At 61.7% G+C, this 18,259-nt stretch carries 15 protein-coding genes; 9 read left to right on the top strand and 6 right to left on the bottom strand.

What is annotated here, in order from left to right:
- The first annotated feature begins 117 nt into the window (after positions 1 to 117).
- The gene (gene folD / locus G9X68_RS05550) at positions 118 to 1,017 is read left to right on the top strand and encodes a bifunctional methylenetetrahydrofolate dehydrogenase/methenyltetrahydrofolate cyclohydrolase FolD (RefSeq protein WP_171601585.1); all 900 of its coding nucleotides are present in this window, start codon (positions 118 to 120) and stop codon (positions 1,015 to 1,017) included.
- Here folD and G9X68_RS05545 read toward each other — a convergent pair whose 3' ends face one another.
- Positions 1,018 to 2,043 carry a LacI family DNA-binding transcriptional regulator gene (locus G9X68_RS05545; protein WP_171601584.1) on the bottom strand — a complete coding sequence of 342 codons (1,026 nt, stop codon included), beginning with the start codon at positions 2,041 to 2,043 and terminating at the stop codon, positions 1,018 to 1,020.
- A gap of 308 nt (positions 2,044 to 2,351) precedes the next feature.
- On the opposite strand from G9X68_RS05545, the gene G9X68_RS05540 reads away from it, so the two are divergent.
- From G9X68_RS05540 to G9X68_RS05515, 6 genes are all read left to right on the top strand, one after another.
- Positions 2,352 to 3,713, top strand: coding sequence for an ABC transporter substrate-binding protein (locus G9X68_RS05540; protein ID WP_171601583.1), 1,362 nt, complete (start codon positions 2,352 to 2,354; stop codon positions 3,711 to 3,713).
- 186 nt (positions 3,714 to 3,899) lie between these two features.
- Positions 3,900 to 4,913, top strand: a complete 1,014-nt coding sequence (locus G9X68_RS05535) for a carbohydrate ABC transporter permease (RefSeq protein WP_171601582.1) — start codon at positions 3,900 to 3,902, stop codon at positions 4,911 to 4,913.
- Position 4,914: 1 nt separating this feature from the next.
- The gene (locus tag G9X68_RS05530) at positions 4,915 to 6,078 is read left to right on the top strand and encodes a carbohydrate ABC transporter permease (RefSeq protein ID WP_171601581.1); all 1,164 of its coding nucleotides are present in this window, start codon (positions 4,915 to 4,917) and stop codon (positions 6,076 to 6,078) included.
- Between the two features lie 34 nt (positions 6,079 to 6,112).
- Positions 6,113 to 7,765, top strand: a complete 1,653-nt coding sequence (bglA, locus tag G9X68_RS05525; protein WP_171601580.1) for a beta-galactosidase BglA — start codon at positions 6,113 to 6,115, stop codon at positions 7,763 to 7,765.
- Positions 7,766 to 7,783: 18 nt separating this feature from the next.
- Entirely contained in the window at positions 7,784 to 8,872 is a 1,089-nt protein-coding gene (locus G9X68_RS05520; RefSeq protein ID WP_171601579.1) for an ABC transporter ATP-binding protein, read from the top strand.
- 176 nt (positions 8,873 to 9,048) lie between these two features.
- On the top strand, positions 9,049 to 9,402 hold the full coding sequence (locus G9X68_RS05515; protein ID WP_171601578.1) for a hypothetical protein: 354 nt from the start codon (positions 9,049 to 9,051) through the stop codon (positions 9,400 to 9,402).
- An 81-nt stretch (positions 9,403 to 9,483) separates the two neighbouring features.
- Here G9X68_RS05515 and edd read toward each other — a convergent pair whose 3' ends face one another.
- From edd to G9X68_RS05490, 5 genes are all read right to left on the bottom strand, one after another.
- Positions 9,484 to 11,307 carry a phosphogluconate dehydratase gene (edd, locus tag G9X68_RS05510; RefSeq protein ID WP_171601577.1) on the bottom strand — a complete coding sequence of 608 codons (1,824 nt, stop codon included), beginning with the start codon at positions 11,305 to 11,307 and terminating at the stop codon, positions 9,484 to 9,486.
- Between the two features lie 76 nt (positions 11,308 to 11,383).
- Entirely contained in the window at positions 11,384 to 12,082 is a 699-nt protein-coding gene (pgl, locus tag G9X68_RS05505; protein WP_171601576.1) for a 6-phosphogluconolactonase, read from the bottom strand.
- Positions 12,083 to 12,092: 10 nt separating this feature from the next.
- Positions 12,093 to 13,568, bottom strand: coding sequence for a glucose-6-phosphate dehydrogenase (zwf, locus tag G9X68_RS05500; RefSeq protein WP_129417961.1), 1,476 nt, complete (start codon positions 13,566 to 13,568; stop codon positions 12,093 to 12,095).
- A 135-nt stretch (positions 13,569 to 13,703) separates the two neighbouring features.
- Positions 13,704 to 15,002: an NAD(P)/FAD-dependent oxidoreductase gene (locus G9X68_RS05495; RefSeq protein WP_171601575.1), complete on the bottom strand. Its 1,299-nt coding sequence runs from the start codon at positions 15,000 to 15,002 to the stop codon at positions 13,704 to 13,706.
- Positions 15,003 to 15,011: 9 nt separating this feature from the next.
- Positions 15,012 to 16,448 (bottom strand): glutamine synthetase family protein, encoded by a 1,437-nt coding sequence (locus G9X68_RS05490; RefSeq protein WP_129417963.1) that lies wholly within the window; start codon positions 16,446 to 16,448, stop codon positions 15,012 to 15,014.
- Positions 16,449 to 16,536: 88 nt separating this feature from the next.
- On the opposite strand from G9X68_RS05490, the gene G9X68_RS05485 reads away from it, so the two are divergent.
- Both G9X68_RS05485 and G9X68_RS05480 read left to right on the top strand, forming a co-directional pair.
- The gene (locus G9X68_RS05485; RefSeq protein ID WP_171601574.1) at positions 16,537 to 17,757 is read left to right on the top strand and encodes a BaiN/RdsA family NAD(P)/FAD-dependent oxidoreductase; all 1,221 of its coding nucleotides are present in this window, start codon (positions 16,537 to 16,539) and stop codon (positions 17,755 to 17,757) included.
- A 213-nt stretch (positions 17,758 to 17,970) separates the two neighbouring features.
- Positions 17,971 to 18,114 carry a hypothetical protein gene (locus G9X68_RS05480; protein ID WP_012756101.1) on the top strand — a complete coding sequence of 48 codons (144 nt, stop codon included), beginning with the start codon at positions 17,971 to 17,973 and terminating at the stop codon, positions 18,112 to 18,114.
- Positions 18,115 to 18,259 lie beyond the last annotated feature (145 nt).

The following is an 18,259-nucleotide window of genomic DNA, read 5'->3' as shown; positions in this document are numbered from 1 at the left end:
AACATTTCCTTGCAAGCTTGCTATTGCATTGCCGCTTTCCGACAGGATAGGGCGTTAGCGGGCAATTGACGCTCGCCGAGTATCCATAGATTGACGCGAAACAGGGCGGAGAGACGCGTGACGACAGTAATCGACGGAAAGAACGTAGCTGCATCGGTCATTCAGACGGTCAAGAGTGCGACGGCGGCGCTGGAAAAGAGCAGCGGCGTCACCACCGGCCTTGCGGTCGTCATCGTCGGCGATGACCCGGCAAGCCACGCCTATGTCGGCTCCAAGGGCCGCATGGCCAAGGAGTGCGGCTTCAAATCCGTTCAGCACACGCTGCCGGCTGAGACGAAGCAGGAGGATCTGGCAGCTCTCGTCGCCACCCTCAACGCCGATCCGTCGATCCACGGCATTCTGGTGCAACTGCCCTTGCCGAAGCCGCTCGACAGCGAGGCGATCATCCAGTCGATCCTGCCGGAAAAGGATGTCGACGGCCTGAGCGTCGTCAATGCCGGCAAGCTCGCCACCGGCGACCTGAAGACCGGACTGGTCTCCTGCACCCCGGCCGGCGCCATGGTCTTCGTCCGCCGCACCCATGGCGAGGATCTCTCCGGCCTCAACGCCGTCGTCATTGGCCGCTCCAACCTGTTCGGCAAGCCGATGGCGCAATTGCTGCTCAACGCCAATGCGACGGTGACGATTGCCCATTCCAGGACCAAGAATCTTGCCGAGGTCTGCCGCAACGCCGATATCCTGGTGGCCGCCGTCGGCCGACCGGAGATGGTCAGGGCCGATTGGGTCAAGCCCGGTGCGACGGTCATCGACGTCGGCATCAACCGTGTGGCGGCCCCCGAAAGAGGCGAGGGCAAGACCCGGCTCGTCGGCGACGTCGCCTTCGAGGAGGTCTCGGCGGTCGCCGGCACCATTACTCCGGTTCCCGGCGGCGTCGGACCGATGACCATCGCCATGCTGATGGCCAACACCGTCATCGCCGCTCATCGCGCTGCGGGGCAGACGCCGCCCCAGTTTTGACTACGGCCGCGGGGCAGGACCGGTCGAGGCCCTGACGATCAGCTCGGTCTTCCAGAGCTCCTGGTCGGGGAAGGGGCCGGCCTGCTTCACCGTGCCGATCAGCCGTTGCGCAATGCGAACGCCCGCCGCCCGCAATGAAGAGCGTGTCGTCGTCAGCGGCACCGAAAAGCTTTCCGGTTTCAGCAGCGGCAGCACGTCGTCATGGGCGATCAGCGAGATATCTTCACCGAGCCGCAAGCCGGCCTGGTTGACCGCGCGGATCGCGCCGAGCGCCAGCACCGTGCTGGAGCAGAGGATCGCCGTCGGCCGCTCCGGCAATTGCAGGAAGTGTTCCATCGCCAGCAGGCCTTGCTCGTCCGTCATCAGCGCGTGGCTCATACAACCCTCCTCGAGCGTGAGCCCGCGCTCGGCAAGGGCCGATACGACGCCGTTCTTCCTGCGGATGGCGAAATCGAGATGCATCGGTCCGTTCATCAGCGCAAAGCGCGTATGGCCGAGCTGCAGCAAGAGCCGCGTCGCGTCGTAGAAGGCGCCTTCATTGTCAATGTCGAGATAGGGGTAGTCGGGCTCCGAACCGAAGGACCGGCCGTGCACGACATAGGGCATCGAGAGCGATTTCAGCATGGCGAGCCGCGGGTCGTGGCCGCGCATATAGGCGACGAACAGGGCATCGACATTGCCGCTGATCGCAAGGCGGCGCAGCGCCGCCACCTCGTCATCCGGGTCGGCCGGCATGATGACGAAGTGGAAATCGTGGCGCACGGCCTCTTCGCCGAGCCCGGCCAGGAATTCACCGAAATGAACGTCGGACTGGTGGCCGGGCGCCGTCGGCATGACGAGGCCGATCGAGCCCGCCTTGCCGGTCGCAAGCCGCTGCGCCGCCTTGTTCGGCCTGTATCCGGTTTCCTTGACAGCCTGAAGCACGCGCTCCCGGGTCGCCTCATTGACCTCGGGATAGCCGTTCAGCGCCCGGCTCACCGTCGTCTGAGACAGCCCCAGCAATTCCGATAGCTGTTTGAGATTCACCTGCTATGCTTCCTCCCAGCCCGCCCATCAGCCGTCTTGAAAAGGCCTGCCGCCTCCCAGTGGCATCCAAAGCGCTTTCAATTATGTATCATCTGGCGCGCTTGACTCAAGAAAAATCGCTCCATATTTCCCGATAGGCGCTGTTGCGCCGCGATATGCCGCGATATCCGGCGTGTTCACAGCGGGTTTTCGCGAATTGACTTGACTCCATTCCACCGAAAGTGGAATGAGTTGGGTGTCAAAGCGCTTTGAAATTTCTGTATTGAGGGAATTCGGCGCGGTTGGGATTGTGATGGGAGGATGATCACATGAAAAAGTCATTTTTGATGGGCGTTGCCGTGGCAGCGCTTTTTGCTGGTGCTGCGTCTGCGGCCGATCTGAAATTTGCGCCGGGACAGGATGCCAAGTTCAACTGGAAGAGCTATGACGATTTCAAGGCTGCGCATGCCGATCTGAAGGGTCAGCCGCTGACGATCTTCGGACCGTGGCGCGGCGAGGACGAGGCGTTCTTCCAGAGCGTGCTTGCCTACTTCACCGAAGCCACCGGCATCGATGTCAAATATTCCTCTTCCGAAAACTACGAACAGCAGATCGTCATCGACACGCAGGCAGGCTCGCCGCCGAACATCGCCGTTCTGCCGCAGCCGGGCCTGCTGGCCGATCTCGCCAGCAAGGGCTTCCTGACGCCGCTCGGCGACGACAATTCCAAGTGGATCAAGGACAATTACGGCGCCGGCGACAGCTGGGTCGGCTACGGTACCTACAAGGGCAAGGACGGCAAGGAAGCCTTCTACGCCTTCCCTTATAAGGCTGACGTGAAATCGCTCGTCTGGTATGTGCCGGAGAACTTCGAGGAAGCCGGCTACAAGATCCCGACCACCATGGAAGAGCTGCATGCCCTGACCGACCAGATCGTCAAGGATGGCGGCGTTCCCTGGTGCATCGGTCTCGGTTCCGGCGGCGCCACCGGCTGGCCGGCGACCGACTGGGTCGAAGACATCATGCTGCGCATGCAGCCGCCGGAAGCCTATGACAAATGGACGACCAACGAGCTGAAATTTACCGATCCGGCCGTCGTTGCCGCGATCGACGAATTCGGCAAGTTCGCCAAGAACGAGAAATACGTCAATGGCGGCGTCGCGGCCGTGGCCTCGACCGATTTCCGCGACAGCCCGAAGGGCCTCTTCTCGGTTCCGCCGAAGTGCTACATGCACCATCAGGCCTCGTTCATTCCGTCCTTCTTCCCTGAGGGCACGAAGCTCGGCCAGGATGCCGACTTCTTCTACATGCCGACCTTCGCTTCGCATCCCGAGCTCGGCAAGCCGGTTCTCGGCGCCGGCACGCTCGTCTCGATCGCCAAGGACTCGAAGACGGCCCGCGCCTTCATCGACTTCCTGAAGACCCCGATCGCCCATGAGGTCTGGATGGCGCAGTCGAGCTTCCTGACGCCGTATAAGAGCGTCAGCACCGAGGCCTATGCCAACCCGCAGATGAAGAAGGAAGGCGATATCCTGACGTCGGCCACCACCTTCCGCTTCGACGGTTCCGACCTCATGCCGGGCAAGATCGGCGCCGGCGCCTTCTGGACGGGCATGGTCGATTTCGTCGGCGGCAAATCTGCTGAAGAGGCCGCTGGCGAAATCCAGAGCGCCTGGGACGGCATCAAGTAATCTTTCAAAATTATGCCGCCGGCTTGCCGGCGGCATGGCTTGCATGACTGGCTGGGCTCGCAAAGAGCCCGGCCATCGCAGGATATATTGTGATTGGGCTATACAAATAGATTGACGGTGACCGGCGTTGACCCGTCAGAATAAAAACCGGTCGGAATAAGATCAGGGGAAGCAGGGGAGGGACGAATGCTGTCGCAGATAGTGTCCGCTTTGGGCGTCGTGGTCGGAGCCGTTATCGCATGCTCGGCCTATTTCTATTTTTCGAACAAAATCCTGGATCTCGCTCTGCCGGTGAAGGATGGCGACATCCGCGCCGCATCGCGCAATCTGAACCGGCGTGCACTTGTCCGGCCTTGGTTGTTCATCGGCCCAGCGCTCTTCCTCCTCATCGTCTATCTCGTCTATCCCGTCGTTGCGACCTTCATCCTCTCCTTCTACGACCGTGCCGGTCTGCAGTTCGTCGGCCTCGCCAACTACAAATGGGCGCTCGGTGACCGCGAATTCCGCCAGTCGATCTTCAACAACATCCTCTGGCTCGCCGTCGTGCCGGCTGCCTGCACCTTCTTCGGCCTCGTCATCGCCGTGATGACCGATCGCATCTGGTGGGGCAATATCGCCAAGAGCATCGTCTTCATGCCGATGGCGATCTCCTTCGTCGGCGCCTCGGTCATTTGGAAATTCATCTATGAATATCGCGGCGGCAACGACGTCCAGATCGGCCTGCTGAACGCCATCGTCCAGACTTTCGGCGGCACGCCGGAAGTGTGGATCTCCATTCCCTTCTGGAACAACTTCTTCTTGATGATCATCCTGATCTGGATCCAGACCGGTTTCGCCATGGTCATCCTGTCGGCGGCTCTTCGCGGCATTCCGGAAGAGACGATCGAGGCCGCCGTCATCGACGGCGCCAATGGCTGGCAGATCTTCTGGCGCATCATGGTGCCGCAGATCTGGGGCTCGATCGCCGTCGTCTGGACGACGATCACGATCCTCGTCCTCAAGGTCTTCGACATCGTGCTGACCATGACCAACGGCCAGTGGCAGACGATGGTGCTGGCGAACCTGATGTTCGACTGGATGTTCCGCGGTGGCGGTGATTCCGGCCGAAGTGCCGTCATCGCCATCATCATCATGCTTGCCGTCACGCCGATCATGGTTTGGAACGTGCGCCGCGCCAATCGCGAATTGAAGGGCCACTGAGATGACTGCTATCGGAAGCTATTTCAAGATCGGCCCCGCCCGGCTCTTCGTTCACGCAGCCGTTCTGTTGATCGTCATCATCTGGCTCATCCCGACGCTCGGCATCTTCGTCAGCGCGCTGCGCGACAAGGACCAGATCGTCGTCTCCGGCTGGTGGACGGCCTTTGTCGGCTCGACGCAGACCGTTGCCGTTCGCTTGGGCACGCCGGACCAGCAGCAGCAGGAAGGTGCCGCCTACGTCATTGCGGGCAATGTGCTGGAAGGCCAGACCGGCCGCGCGGTGAAGGCCTTCGGCAACCGCGTGCAGCAGCCGGCCGCCTTCAAGGCCGGTGAGACCGCCGATCTCGGCGACGGTGAAACCCTGCAGATCAACAGCGACGGCAGTTATCGCTATGTGAAGAACGCCGCCTTTTCGCCCGACCAACGCCCGAAGCGCATCTATGCATCCGTCTCGGCGCCGCCGGAATTCACGATGCAGAACTACAACACGGTTCTGACCGGCGAGGGCATCGGCCAATCCTTCATCAACTCGCTGACCGTGACGATCCCGGCGACGATCATCCCGATCCTGATTGCCGCTTTCGCCGCTTATGCCCTGAGCTGGATGGAGTTTCCCGGCCGTGCGCTGCTGATCGCGCTCGTTGTCGGCCTCATCGTCGTGCCGCTGCAGATGTCGCTGATCCCGCTGCTGCGTCTCTACAACGAGATCGGCAACATGCTCGGCCAGCCGTCGAAGACCTATCCCGGCATCTGGCTGGCGCACACCGCTTTCGGCATGCCGCTCGCCATCTATCTCTTGCGGGCCTATATCGCCGGCCTGCCGAAGGAGATCATCGAATCCGCCCGCGTCGACGGCGCGAGTGATTTCGAGATCTTCGTCCGCATCGTTTTACCTCTGTCCTTCCCGGCACTCGCCTCCTTCGCCATCTTCCAGTTCCTGTGGGTGTGGAACGACCTGCTCGTCGCCATGGTCTTCCTCGGCACCGACAAGGACCACATCGTGCTGACCGGCAGCCTGAACGCGCTGCTCGGCTCGCGCGGCGGCAATTGGGAGATTTTGACGGCGTCAGCCTTCGTCACCATCATCGTGCCGCTGCTCGTCTTCTTCGGGCTTCAGCGCTACCTGGTGCGCGGTCTGCTGGCGGGTTCGGTCAAGGGAGGATGACCATTCCCGACCGTGACTTCAAACAGGATATTCTATGAACGTGGCTTCCCAATCGATCTCGACCCCTGACAAGGACTGGTGGCGCGGCGCGGTGATCTATCAGATCTACCCGCGCTCCTACCAGGATTCGAACGGCGACGGCATCGGCGACCTGAAGGGCATCACCGCCCGCCTGCCGCATGTGGCAAACCTTGGCGTCGATGCGATCTGGATCTCGCCCTTCTTCACCTCGCCGATGCGTGATTTCGGTTATGACGTTTCCGACTACGAGAATGTCGATTCGATCTTCGGCACGCTGGTGGATTTCGACACGATGATCGCCGAGGCCCATCGCCTCGGCATCCGCGTGATGATCGACCTCGTCATCTCCCACAGCTCGGATCAGCATCCCTGGTTCGTGCAAAGCCGTTCCAGCAAGACCAACGCCAAGGCCGACTGGTATGTCTGGGCCGATGCCAAGCCGGATGGCACGCCGCCGAACAACTGGCTGTCGATTTTCGGCGGCTCGGCATGGGCGTGGGATCCGACGCGCATGCAATATTACATGCACAACTTCCTGACCTCGCAGCCGGATATGAACCTGCATAACCCGGAAGTGCAGGACCGTCTGCTCGATGTCGTGCGCTTCTGGCTCAATCGCGGCGTCGACGGCTTCCGCCTCGACACCATCAATTTCTATTTCCATGATACGCAGTTGCGCGACAATCCGGCGCTTGCGCCCGAGCGCCGCAACGCCTCGACGGCGCCGGCGGTCAATCCCTATAATTTTCAGGAGCATCTCTACGACAAGAACCGGCCCGAAAACCTTGCCTTCCTGAAGCGCTTCCGCGCCGTTCTCGAGGAATTCCCGGCGATCGCCGCCGTCGGCGAAGTCGGCGACAGCCAGCGCGGCCTCGAAATCGTCGGCGAATATACCTCCGGCAACGACAAGATGCATATGTGTTATGCCTTCGAGTTCCTGGCCCCCGATCCGCTGACGCCGGAGCGCGTCGAGGAGGTGATGCAGGATTTCGAAGCTGCGGCACCGGATGGCTGGGCCTGCTGGGCCTTTTCCAATCACGACGTCATGCGCCATGTCAGCCGCTGGGGCGGGCTGGTCGCCGATCACGACGCCTTTGCCAAGCTCTATGCTTCGTTGCTGATGACCATGCGCGGCTCCGTCTGCCTCTACCAGGGCGAGGAGCTGGCGCTGACCGAGGCCGATCTCGCCTATCAGGATCTGCAGGACCCCTATGGCATCCAGTTCTGGCCGGAATTCAAGGGCCGCGACGGCTGCCGCACGCCGATGGTCTGGGACAGCCAGGTCGCCCAGGGCGGCTTCTCGACGGTCAAGCCCTGGTTGCCGGTGCCGGTCGAGCATATTCTGCGTGCCGTCAGCGTCCAGCTGGGCGACGAGGCTTCCGTGCTGGAGCACTATCGCCGCTTCATCGCCTTCCGCAAGCTGCACCCGGCTTTTGCCAAGGGCGAGATCGAATTCGAGGAAACACAGGGCGATAGCCTGGTCTTCACCCGTGAATACGGCAATGAGAAGCTGCTCTGCATCTTCAACATGAGTCCGGCCGAGGCCGCCGTCATTCTGCCCGCGGGAGAATGGCAGGCATTGACGGGCCACGGCTTTACCAGCAACAACTATGGCGACAAGATCGATATTCCGGCCTGGGGGGCGTATTTCGCCCGTCTTGCCTAAGGAACAGGGGAGAGAGAAATGACTGGACTGACGCTGAAGGATATCCGCAAATCCTACGGTTCCGTGGATGTTCTCCATGGTATCGACCTCGATATCAAGCAGGGCGAATTCATCGTCTTCGTCGGTCCGTCCGGCTGTGGCAAGTCCACGCTTCTGCGCATGATCGCCGGTCTCGAGGCGATCACCGGCGGTGAGATGTATATCGACGGCCATCTCGTCAATGACGTGCCGCCCTCCAAGCGCGGCATCGCCATGGTCTTCCAGTCATATGCGCTCTACCCGCATATGACCGTGTTCGACAACATGGCTTTCGGCATGAAGATTGCCGGCGAAAGCAAGCAGGAAATCGATCGCCGCGTCAAAGCGGCGGCCGAGAGCCTGCAGCTGACCCAATATCTCGGTCGCCTGCCGAAGGCGCTTTCCGGCGGCCAGCGCCAGCGCGTGGCGATCGGCCGCGCCATCTGCCGCGATCCTAAGGTCTTCCTGTTCGACGAGCCGCTGTCCAACCTCGATGCCGCGCTACGCGTTGCGACCCGCATCGAGATCGCCCGCCTGAACGAACAGATGGCCGATACGACGATGATCTATGTCACCCATGACCAGGTCGAGGCGATGACGCTCGCCGATCGCATCGTCGTTCTCTCCGCCGGCAATATCGAGCAGGTCGGCGCGCCGCTGGAGCTCTACGAGCGCCCGGCAAACCTCTTCGTCGCGAAATTCATCGGCTCGCCGGCGATGAACATCATCCCCGCGACGATCGCCGGGACCGGAAGCCAGACGACGGTGACGCTGACCGGCGGCATGTCGGTGACATTAGATGTGGCGACCGATGCGTCCGAAATGGGCAAGCAGGCGAGCTTCGGCGTTCGTCCGGAGGATCTCGAGGTTGCCGATGGTGCCGACTACCTGTTTGAAGGTGAAGTGTCGATCGTCGAAGCGCTCGGCGAAGTGACGCTGCTTTATATCGAGGGCCTGGTTCCCGGCGAGCCGATCGTCGTCAAACTGCCCGGCATCTATGATGTGAAGAAGGGCCAGAGGATGCGGTTTGCCGCCGACAGGCAGAAGTTGCATCTCTTTGATGCAACCGGTCATACCTACCGGAAATAAGGCGGCCATTTTTGGGGTGATCACCTCAGGAATTGTGCAGGGCGAGCCGAATTCTCACTTTCTGTTAAAGATCGGCTGCTACCTTTTCCTCGTCAATTTATGAGGGGGATAAGCAGGTGGCCGCTTCCAATCCGTCACAGCCAAAATCTCATTTCCTGAGCAAGGAAGAATCCTTCATGTATGACCGCGAGGTGCGGTTCAAGATGGAGGACACGATGAATGCCGCGCGCATCGAATATACGGAAAAGGGCGTCATGCACGCGGCTTCGCGCCGCTGCGATATTGTCCGGATCTCGATGAGCAGCGCGACACTCGCGATCCTCACCCAGTTCAGCCTACCGAAGCAGTTCTATCTGGATATTCCGGATGCCCGCATCACCAAGGTCGGTTGCCTGCTGATGAAGGTCAACGCCAACAATACGATCGACGTCCGCTTCCTGCGCCTGCTGACGCAGAAGGAGCTGAACAAGATCTTCGTCTACAGCACCCATCCGGCCCACCGCGACTACGTTCTCGATATTCGAGCCTGACGGATAGATCGGGCTGATACAGAAAACCCGCGGGGTGCTTCGCGCGCCACGCGGGTTTTTGTTTGCCCCCAGTGACCATGCTCAGTGGTGGAAGAGCACGCTCGCACCCTGGTCCGAAGGTCCGACGGCGCGGCGGAACGGCGCGAAGAGCTCGCGGCCCATGCCGAATTCATTGTCGGAGAGATCGACGGTCACCGGCTCCCGCTCGGCCAAATCGGCTGCGTCGACCAGCAGCTCGAGTGTGCCCTTGATCGCGTCGAGGCGAATGATGTCGCCCTCGCGGATGCGGGCGATCGGGCCGCCGTCGACCGCTTCCGGCGTGACGTGGATCGCTGCCGGCACCTTGCCGGATGCGCCGGACATGCGCCCGTCGGTGAGCAGCGCCACACGGAAGCCGCGGTCCTGCAGCACGCCGAGCGGCGGCGTCAGCTTGTGCAGTTCCGGCATGCCGTTCGCCTTCGGGCCCTGGAAGCGAACCACGGCGATGAAATCGCGGTTGAGCTTGCCTTCCTTGAAAGCATCCTGCAGTTCCTGCTGGCTGTGGAAGATGATTGCCGGCGCCTCGATGATGTGACGCTCCGGCTTGACGGCGGATATCTTGATGACCGCCTTGCCGAGATTGCCGCGCAGCATCTTCAGCCCGCCATTCGCCTGGAACGGCGTTTCGATGCTGGAGAGCACTTTGGGATCGACGCTTTTTTCCGGCGACGGCTCGCGCAGGACGCCGCCGTTTTCGCCGAGACGGGCATCCACCGTATAAGCTTGGAGACCCTGGCCGAAGACGGTGCGCACGTCGTCGTGCACCAGACCGTGCTTCAACAGTTCCTTGATGAGGAAACCCATGCCGCCGGCCGCCTGGAAATGGTTCACGTCGGCAAGCCCGTTCGGGTAGACGCGGGCAAGCAGCGGGACCACTTCCGAAAGCTCGGCAATGTCCTGCCAGGTGAGCTGGATGCCGGCTGCCCGCGCCATGGCGACGAGGTGCAGCGTATGGTTGGTCGAGCCGCCGGTTGCATGCAGGCCGACGACGCCGTTGACGACCGAGCGCTCGTCGATCATTTCGCCCGCCGGCGTGAATTCGTTGCCGAGCGCGGTGATCGCCAGCGCCCGCTTGGCGGCTTCGCGCGTCAGCGCTTCGCGCAGCGGCGTGCCGGGATTGATGAAGGATGAGCCCGGCATGTGGAAGCCCATGATCTCCATCAGCATCTGGTTGGAATTGGCGGTGCCGTAGAAGGTGCAGGTGCCGGGACCGTGATAGGATTTTGATTCCGCCTCGAGCAGCTCGGCGCGTCCGACCTTGCCCTCGGCAAAGAGCTGGCGCACGCGCGACTTCTCGTCGTTCGGCAGGCCTGTGGTCATCGGACCGGCCGGAACGAAGATCGACGGCAGGTGCCCGAAGGAGAGCGCCGCGATCACCAGGCCGGGCACGATCTTGTCGCAGACGCCGAGGAAGAGGGCGGCATCGAACATGTTGTGCGACAGGCCGACGCCCGCCGACATGGCGATCAGGTCGCGCGAGAAGAGCGAGAGCTCCATGCCCGGCTGTCCCTGGGTGACGCCGTCGCACATCGCCGGCACGCCGCCGGCCACCTGCGCCACGCCGCCTGCCTCGGCCGCCGCCTCGCGGATGATCGCCGGATAGGTCTCGAACGGCTGGTGGGCCGAGAGCATGTCGTTATAGGCGGTGATGATGCCGAGATTGGGGATGCGGTCGCCGGCAAGCGCATCCTTGTCGGCGGGGGAACAGACCGCGAAGCCGTGGGCAAGGTTGGCGCAGCCAAGCACCGAGCGCGCGACCCCCTGCGAGGCGGCCGCCCGCAGGCGTTCCAGGTAGCGCTCGCGGCTTGGTTTCGAGCGTTCGACGATGCGATCGGTGATCGCAGAAATGCGTGCGTGAGCGGACATGGAATATCCCTGCCTTGTTCGTTGTCTCTATCTGTTTCGGCGGCTCTGGCCTAAATCTCAATGGATCTAAGGCGGATCAGGGAGCCCAGTAGATCTCGACCGGGGAAGTGGCCCGGCGCAGAACGGCGCGGATCGGCATTTCTGCCTCGTCACCGCTGCCTTCCGCCTTGGCGAGAACGTCTTTTTTGCCTTCGCCCTCAATATGGAGAACCAGGAGTGCGGCATCCTCAAGACTGGAGAAGGTGAAGGTCAGGCGCGGCTCGCCGGCTCCTTCCGCTTCCATGGTGATGATGCCCCGCGGCGTCGATGCATCGAGCGCCTTGGCAAGATTGCTGCCGCCGGGAAAGAACGAGGCGGTGTGTCCGTCGCCACCCATGCCGAGGATGACGATGTCGAAGGGTGAACTGATCGCCTTGGTCTTCTCTGTTGCGAGCCTTGCCGCCTCCTCCGCGGAGGCCGCGTCCTGATAGAGCGGCAGGAAGCGCGCCGCCTGTGCCTCGTTCTGCAGCAGATTGGCATCGACCAGCAGATGGTTCGAGCGCGGATTGTCGGCCGGCACGAAACGTTCGTCGACAAGCGTGATCGTCACCTTGTCCCAGGCGATGTCGCGCGTCGAAAGTACCTGGAAGAAGACCTTCGGCGTGGAGCCGCCGGAAACGGCGATGGACGCCGTTCCGCGGGCGGCAATCGCCGCCGAAAGCGTATCCGCGACCTTATCGGCGAGACTGCCGGCGAGGTCTGCGGCGCTGGCGAAGGAATGCAGGGTCGATGCCATCGATTTCGTCCTAGATTTCGTCATGCCAGGTGCGGCCGTCACGCTCGATCAGCGCGATGGCCTGGCTCGGCCCCCAGGTGCCGGCCGTATAGCCCTGCACTTGCTGGCCGGTCGTTTCCCAACCCTTGAGGATCGGATCCACCCATTTCCATGCGGCTTCCACTTCGTCGCGGCGCATGAACAATGTCTGGTTGGAGCGGATCACGTCCATCAGCAGACGCTCGTAGGCGTCCGGATTGCGGACATTGAAGGCCTGGGCGAAGCTCATGTCGAGCGAGACGTTACGCAGGCGCATGCCGCCCGGACCCGGATCCTTGATCATCAGTGACTGCTTGACGCCCTCGTCCGGCTGCAGGCGGATGATCAACTGGTTGGCGACGATGCGCCCGGCCGCCTGGTCGAAGATCGCGTGCGGGATCGGCTTGAAGGTGATGACGATCTCGGACATGCGCCCGGTCAGGCGCTTGCCGGTGCGAATGTAGAAGGGGACGCCGGCCCAGCGCCAATTGTTGATCTCGGCCTTGATGGCGACGAAGGTCTCGGTGTTCGAGACGCCGCCTTCGAGCTCTTCGAGGTAGCCCTTGACCGGGCCGGTGCCCGATGCGCCGGCGCGGTACTGGCCGCGCACCGTCGCCTGCTCGACGTTGGAGGCATTGAGCGGCTTCAGCGCGCGCAGCACCTTCAGCTTCTCGTCGCGAACGGCTTCCGAATCCATCGACGAGGGCACTTCCATCGCCGTCAGGCAGAGGAGTTGCAGTATGTGGTTCTGCACCATGTCGCGCAGTGCGCCCGCCGTGTCGTAATAGCCGGCGCGGCCTTCGAGGCCGACCGATTCAGCCACGGTGATCTGCACGTGGTCGATGTAGTTGGCGTTCCACAGCGGCTCATAGAGCGCGTTGGCGAAGCGCAGCGCCATCAGGTTCTGCACCGTCTCCTTGCCGAGATAGTGGTCGATGCGGAAGATCTGTTCTTCCTTGAAGGCGCGGCCGATCGTGTCGTTGAGCTGCAGCGCCGAGGCGAGGTCGCGGCCGATCGGCTTCTCGACAACGATGCGGGTCGACTTGGTGATCAGCTTGTGGTCGTGGATCTTCTGCGAAATGTCGCCGAAGATGCCGGGCGCGACCGCCAGATAGAAGGCGCGCACACGCTCCTTGCCCTCATCGAGCAGTTTCTTCAGCTGATCCCAGCCGCTGTCGGTGCGGGCATCGACCGAGACGTAGTAGAGGCGGGCACAGAACTTCTCCACCTCGGCCTCGTCATATTCGCCCTTCTTCAGGTGTTCCTTCAGCGCATCGCGGGCAAAATTGCGGTATTCCTCGTGGGTCAACGGGCTGCGCGAGGCGCCGATCACGCGGGTCGGTTCGCTGAACTGGCCTTCGATCTGGCGATGATAAAGGGCGGGCAGCAACTTGCGTTCGGCAAGGTCGCCGCTGCCGCCGAAAACGACGTAATCAAAAGGCTCAACGGGAATAATCTGGCTGCTCATGAGCTTGTCTCTCAATCAGGCTTGGTTGACGGCTCTTTTAATCTAATCGATTTAAAAAAGCCAGTGTGCAGTGCAATGAATCTGTCAGGCACCGGTTTTAGAGCGAATTTCCGGAAGAGGAAATCCGCAATCGGACTAAAACTTGTCGCGAAGCGCAAACCACGACAAGGCGAGGAAAAGCAACGGCGCCCGCATGCGCGCACCACCGGGAAAGGCTGGAATATCAAGCGATGTGAAGAGGTCGAGATCGCGAGATTTTCCAACCACCGTTTCCGCGTAGAGCTTGCCACAGTAGTTTGACAGCATGACGCCATGGCCGGAATAACCGCCGATCGAGATGACGCCGGGCATGACCTCGCGCACGAAGGGCTGGCGCGGCAAGGTGATGCCGACGCTGCCGCCCCAGGCATGGGTGATCTCGATGTCCTTCAGGTCTGGATAGATCTCGGCGACCTGCCGGCGGATGTGCTGCGAAATGTCGCGCGGATTGTCGGAGGTATAGGCCTCGCGCCCGCCGAACAGCAGGCGGCCGTCGCCGAATTTGCGGAAGTACCGCACGACGAAGCGCGAATCGGCCACGGCCTCGCCCCCGGGCAGTACATCGGGATGCCCGTCGAGCGGCGCGGTGGCGCCGATGAAGGAGCGGATCGGCATGACATGGCTTGCCGTCACCGGTTCGAGCCCGTCGATATGGCCGTCGCAGGCGATCAGTGCACGGTCGGCGGTGATCGTTCCCCTTTCGGTTTCGATCGTCACCTTGCCGCCGCTTTGGCGGATCGCCGTTGCCTTGGTCATCTCGAAGATTTCAGCGCCCGCATTGGCGGCGACCCGCGCCAGCCCCACCAGCAGCTTCAGCGGATGAATATGGCCGGTGCCGACATCGCGCACGCCGCAATGGAAGCGCTTCGAGCCGAGCCGCTCCTGCGTTTCCTTCTCGTCCATGAAGCTGAGATGCGGATAGCCGTAGCGCTCTGCGGCAATCTCGGCATTTTCGTAATAGTCGCGTTTATAGCTCGCCTTGTGTGCGACATTGAGCTGGCCGGGCACATAGTCGATCTCGATCTGATGCTCGCGAGCGAACTCGATGAGATGGCGCTTGGCCGCCTCGGCAAGATCGAACAGCGCCTTCGAGCGTTCGTAGCCGACCTTCTCCTCCAGTTCCTCCGGCCACCATCGCTGACCGGTGCCGAGTTGGCCGCCATTGCGCCCGGACGCCCCGTCGCCGAAGCGGCAGGCGTCGATCAGGACCACCGAAACGCCTGACTTGGCAAGATTATAGGCGGCTTGCAGGCCGGTATAACCGCCGCCGACAATCGCGACGTCGCATGTTCTCGATCCGTCGAGAGCGGGGTAGGTGGGCCGCTCCCCGACGGTTGCCTGATACCAGGACAGCCCGGGCGCGATCGGGCTCTGCCACGTCTCCTGCGATGCCATGATAGTCCCTCACACGTTGAGCAGAAGGAATTCCCGCTCCCAGGGGCTGATCACCTGCATGAAGGTCTCGAACTCGCCGCGCTTGACGCCGGCATAAAGGCCGATGAACTGCTTGCCGAATATCTCCTCGAAGGCGGGTTCGTCCTCGAGCAGTGCCACGGCTTCCAGCAGGCCGCGCGGCAGGTCGATCGAACCCTCATTGGCCGAATCCTCGGTCGGCGCCGTCGGCTCGATCTCCTTCATGATGCCAAGCAGGCCGGAGGCGAGCGAAGCGGCGAGCGCCAGATAGGGATTGGCGTCCGAGCTCGGCAGCCGGTTTTCCACGCGCCGCGCCTGCGGATCGGAGACCGGGACACGGAAGGCGGTCGTCCGGTTGTCGTAACCCCAGGCATTGTTGACCGGGCAGGACATATCGGGCTGCAGGCGCCGGTAGGAATTCACATAGGGCGCCAGCATCGCCATCGCGCTCGGCACAAATTTCTGCATGCCGCCGATGAAATGGAAGAATTCCTTTGAAGCCGAGCCATCGGGATTGGAGAAGATGTTCTTGCCGGTCTCGATGTTGACCACCGATTGGTGGATATGCATCGCCGAGCCCGGCTGGCCCTGCATCGGCTTGGCCATGAAGGTCGCGTAGATGTCGTGTTTCAGCGCCGCCTCGCGGATCGTCCGCTTGAACAGGAACACCTGGTCGGCAAGCTCGATCGGATTGCCGTGGCGCAGGTTGATCTCGAGCTGCGCCGGTCCCTCTTCATGGATCAGCGTATCGATCTCCAGCCCCTGCTTCTCCGAGAAATGATAGACGTCGTCGATCAGTTCGTCGAACTCGTTGATGCCGGCGATCGAATAGCCCTGGCCGCCGAGGATCGAGCGGCCGGACCGGCCTTTCGGCGGGTGCAGCGGATAGTCGGGATCGTCGTTCTTGGCGACGAGGTAGAATTCGATCTCGGGCGCCACGATCGGTTTCCAGCCGCGCTCATGATAGAGGCTCATGATCCGCTTCAGCACGTTGCGCGGCGTATAGGGCACTTCCCCACCGTCCGAATCGACGATATCGCAGATCACCTGCGCCGTCGGGTCGGTTTCCCAGGGTACGACGGAAAGCGTCGAAAGGTCGGGCATCAGCTTGAGGTCGCTGTCGCGCGGTTCGTAGCGAAAGCTTTCCGTCTCGTCGGGATATTCGCCCGAAATCGTGTGCCGGTAGATCGCCGACGGCAGCGCCAGCGAAGTGTTCGAAGTGAATTTCGAGCTCGGCATCATCTTGCCGCGCGCAACGCCGGCAAGGTCCGGCGTGATGCATTCGATGTCTTCGATACCCCTGTCCCTCAGCCACCGCGCTGCTTCCTTCCAGTTCGCAACGCCGCGCAGGGATCCGGGCTCCGGGGGAGTTTTTTTCGAGGCGGGTACGTTTCTGGCAGGCTTCAGCGTCGTCTTTTTTGGGGACATGACACACCGGTTTGCGTTGATCGTGGCGCCATCATAACCAGACTTTGCCAATTGGCGAGGGGTGGCAAACGTTGACTTTCGCCCTTTGATGGAAAAAGAAGACGCGGGTTTGATCGGGGAAACGGGTTTGCAGCGCAAAAGCGACGTTATCGTCATCGGCGCCGGAGCGGCGGGCATGATGGCGGCCATCCGTGCCGGAAAACGCGGCCGCTCAGTCGTCATCCTCGACCATGCCAGGGCGCCTGGCGAGAAGATCCGCATATCAGGCGGCGGCCGCTGCAATTTCACCAATATCCATGCCGGACCGAAGAATTTCCTCTCCGCCAACCCGCATTTCTGCAAGTCGGCGCTTGCCCGTTTCACGCCCGCCGATTTCATCGCCATGGTCGACGGCCACGGCATCGCCTGGCACGAGAAGACGCTGGGCCAGCTTTTCTGCGACGATAGCGCCAAAGACATCATCCGCATGCTGCTGGCGGAGATGCGCATGGCCGGTGCAGTGCTGCATCTTGGCACTGAAATATCCGGCGTCGAAAAGACCGAAGCCGGCTTCCGGGTATCGACGAGCGAAGGTCACTGTGAAGCATCGTCGCTGATCGTCGCCACCGGCGGCAAGTCGATCCCGAAGATGGGCGCCACCGGCTTTGCCTATCGTCTCGCCGAGCAGTTCGGCTTGGCCGTGCTCGAAACCCGACCCGGCCTCGTGCCGTTGACGCTCGATCCCGGCCTGCTGGAAAGCATCGCGCCGCTCGCCGGCATTGCCGCCCCGGCCGAAATCCGCCACGGCAGGACCGCCTTCCGTGAAGCGCTGCTCTTCACCCATCGCGGGCTGAGCGGCCCCGCCATCCTGCAGATCTCCTCCTACTGGCGCGAAGGCGACGAGATCGTGGTTGCGATCGAGCCGGATATCGACATTGCCGCGCATCTGAAAACGGCAAAGCAGCTGAATGGCCGTCAGTCGCCGCAGACGGCACTCGGCGATATCCTGCCGAAACGGCTGGCACAATTTCTCGTCGAGCGCGAAAAAATCTCCGGCAACATGGCCGACCTGCCCGACAAGGCGCTGCTGCGTCTTGCCGCCGGGGTCCAGAACTGGGCGGTCAAACCGTCCGGCTCGGAAGGCTACCGCACCGCCGAAGTGACGCTCGGCGGCATCGACACGGCAGCGCTCGATTCCCGCAGCATGGAAGCAAAAGCCGTGCCCGGCCTCTATTTCATCGGCGAATGCGTCGACGTCACCGGCTGGCTCGGCGGCTATAATTTTCAGTGGGCCTGGGCTTCCGGTTTTGCCGCCGGCGAATGCGTCTAAAGCTCTTTGTTTTGATGCATGTCGTTGGCCCAAAACCGCTGCACATTTTTTGACATGCCTTGGAAGTATCCGGAGATACCGATTCAAGACTTTTTAATAGAGGTGCGCCATCCTGTCTCAATTGGCGGTTTGTAAGGTCGTTCCTAAATTAAGCTTTACCGGCAAGCCGATTTGTTGGATTGTTGTTGTGTCAGAGAGAAGTGAGGTTTCGCCATGAACAGAAACGCACGACGCGCCCGCGCCATCGCAATTGCCGAGGCAAAGCCGAACGCACGAATGGTCGCCCTGCGCTATCTGATGCTTGCAGCCGGCGCCACCGCCGCCAGCCTCGCGCTGCTGCTCTCGCACTTCATCTGATCCTGTCTGCAGGCCTGAAACCAATGTTGCGGCATGGTGATTGTCGCACCGCGGCGTCGCGGCCCATAATTTGCAACTATTTCACTGCCTTGGCTTAACCCGCCATAACCGCTTATCCGAAAATTAATATCTAATCTGACACAAT

Origin of the sequence: Rhizobium changzhiense, from assembly GCF_013087625.1 — a bacterium.
Lineage (GTDB): Bacteria > Pseudomonadota > Alphaproteobacteria > Rhizobiales > Rhizobiaceae > Rhizobium > Rhizobium sophorae.
This window is presented reverse-complemented; position numbering and strand designations above follow the sequence as displayed.

Excerpts from the sequence above, each read along its gene's own strand:
- G9X68_RS05540 (WP_171601583.1), top strand. The coding sequence starts at position 2,352 with ATGAAAAAGTCATTTTTGATGGGCGTTGCCGTGGCAGCGCTTTTTGCT.
- G9X68_RS05535 (WP_171601582.1), top strand. The coding sequence starts at position 3,900 with ATGCTGTCGCAGATAGTGTCCGCTTTGGGCGTCGTGGTCGGAGCCGTT.
- G9X68_RS05530 (WP_171601581.1), top strand. The coding sequence starts at position 4,915 with ATGACTGCTATCGGAAGCTATTTCAAGATCGGCCCCGCCCGGCTCTTC.
- bglA (WP_171601580.1), top strand. The coding sequence starts at position 6,113 with ATGAACGTGGCTTCCCAATCGATCTCGACCCCTGACAAGGACTGGTGG.
- G9X68_RS05520 (WP_171601579.1), top strand. The coding sequence starts at position 7,784 with ATGACTGGACTGACGCTGAAGGATATCCGCAAATCCTACGGTTCCGTG.
- G9X68_RS05515 (WP_171601578.1), top strand. The coding sequence starts at position 9,049 with ATGTATGACCGCGAGGTGCGGTTCAAGATGGAGGACACGATGAATGCC.
- edd (WP_171601577.1), bottom strand. The coding sequence starts at position 11,307 with ATGTCCGCTCACGCACGCATTTCTGCGATCACCGATCGCATCGTCGAA.
- pgl (WP_171601576.1), bottom strand. The coding sequence starts at position 12,082 with ATGGCATCGACCCTGCATTCCTTCGCCAGCGCCGCAGACCTCGCCGGC.
- zwf (WP_129417961.1), bottom strand. The coding sequence starts at position 13,568 with ATGAGCAGCCAGATTATTCCCGTTGAGCCTTTTGATTACGTCGTTTTC.
- G9X68_RS05495 (WP_171601575.1), bottom strand. The coding sequence starts at position 15,002 with ATGGCATCGCAGGAGACGTGGCAGAGCCCGATCGCGCCCGGGCTGTCC.
- G9X68_RS05490 (WP_129417963.1), bottom strand. The coding sequence starts at position 16,448 with ATGTCCCCAAAAAAGACGACGCTGAAGCCTGCCAGAAACGTACCCGCC.
- G9X68_RS05485 (WP_171601574.1), top strand. The coding sequence starts at position 16,537 with ATGGAAAAAGAAGACGCGGGTTTGATCGGGGAAACGGGTTTGCAGCGC.
- G9X68_RS05480 (WP_012756101.1), top strand. The coding sequence starts at position 17,971 with ATGAACAGAAACGCACGACGCGCCCGCGCCATCGCAATTGCCGAGGCA.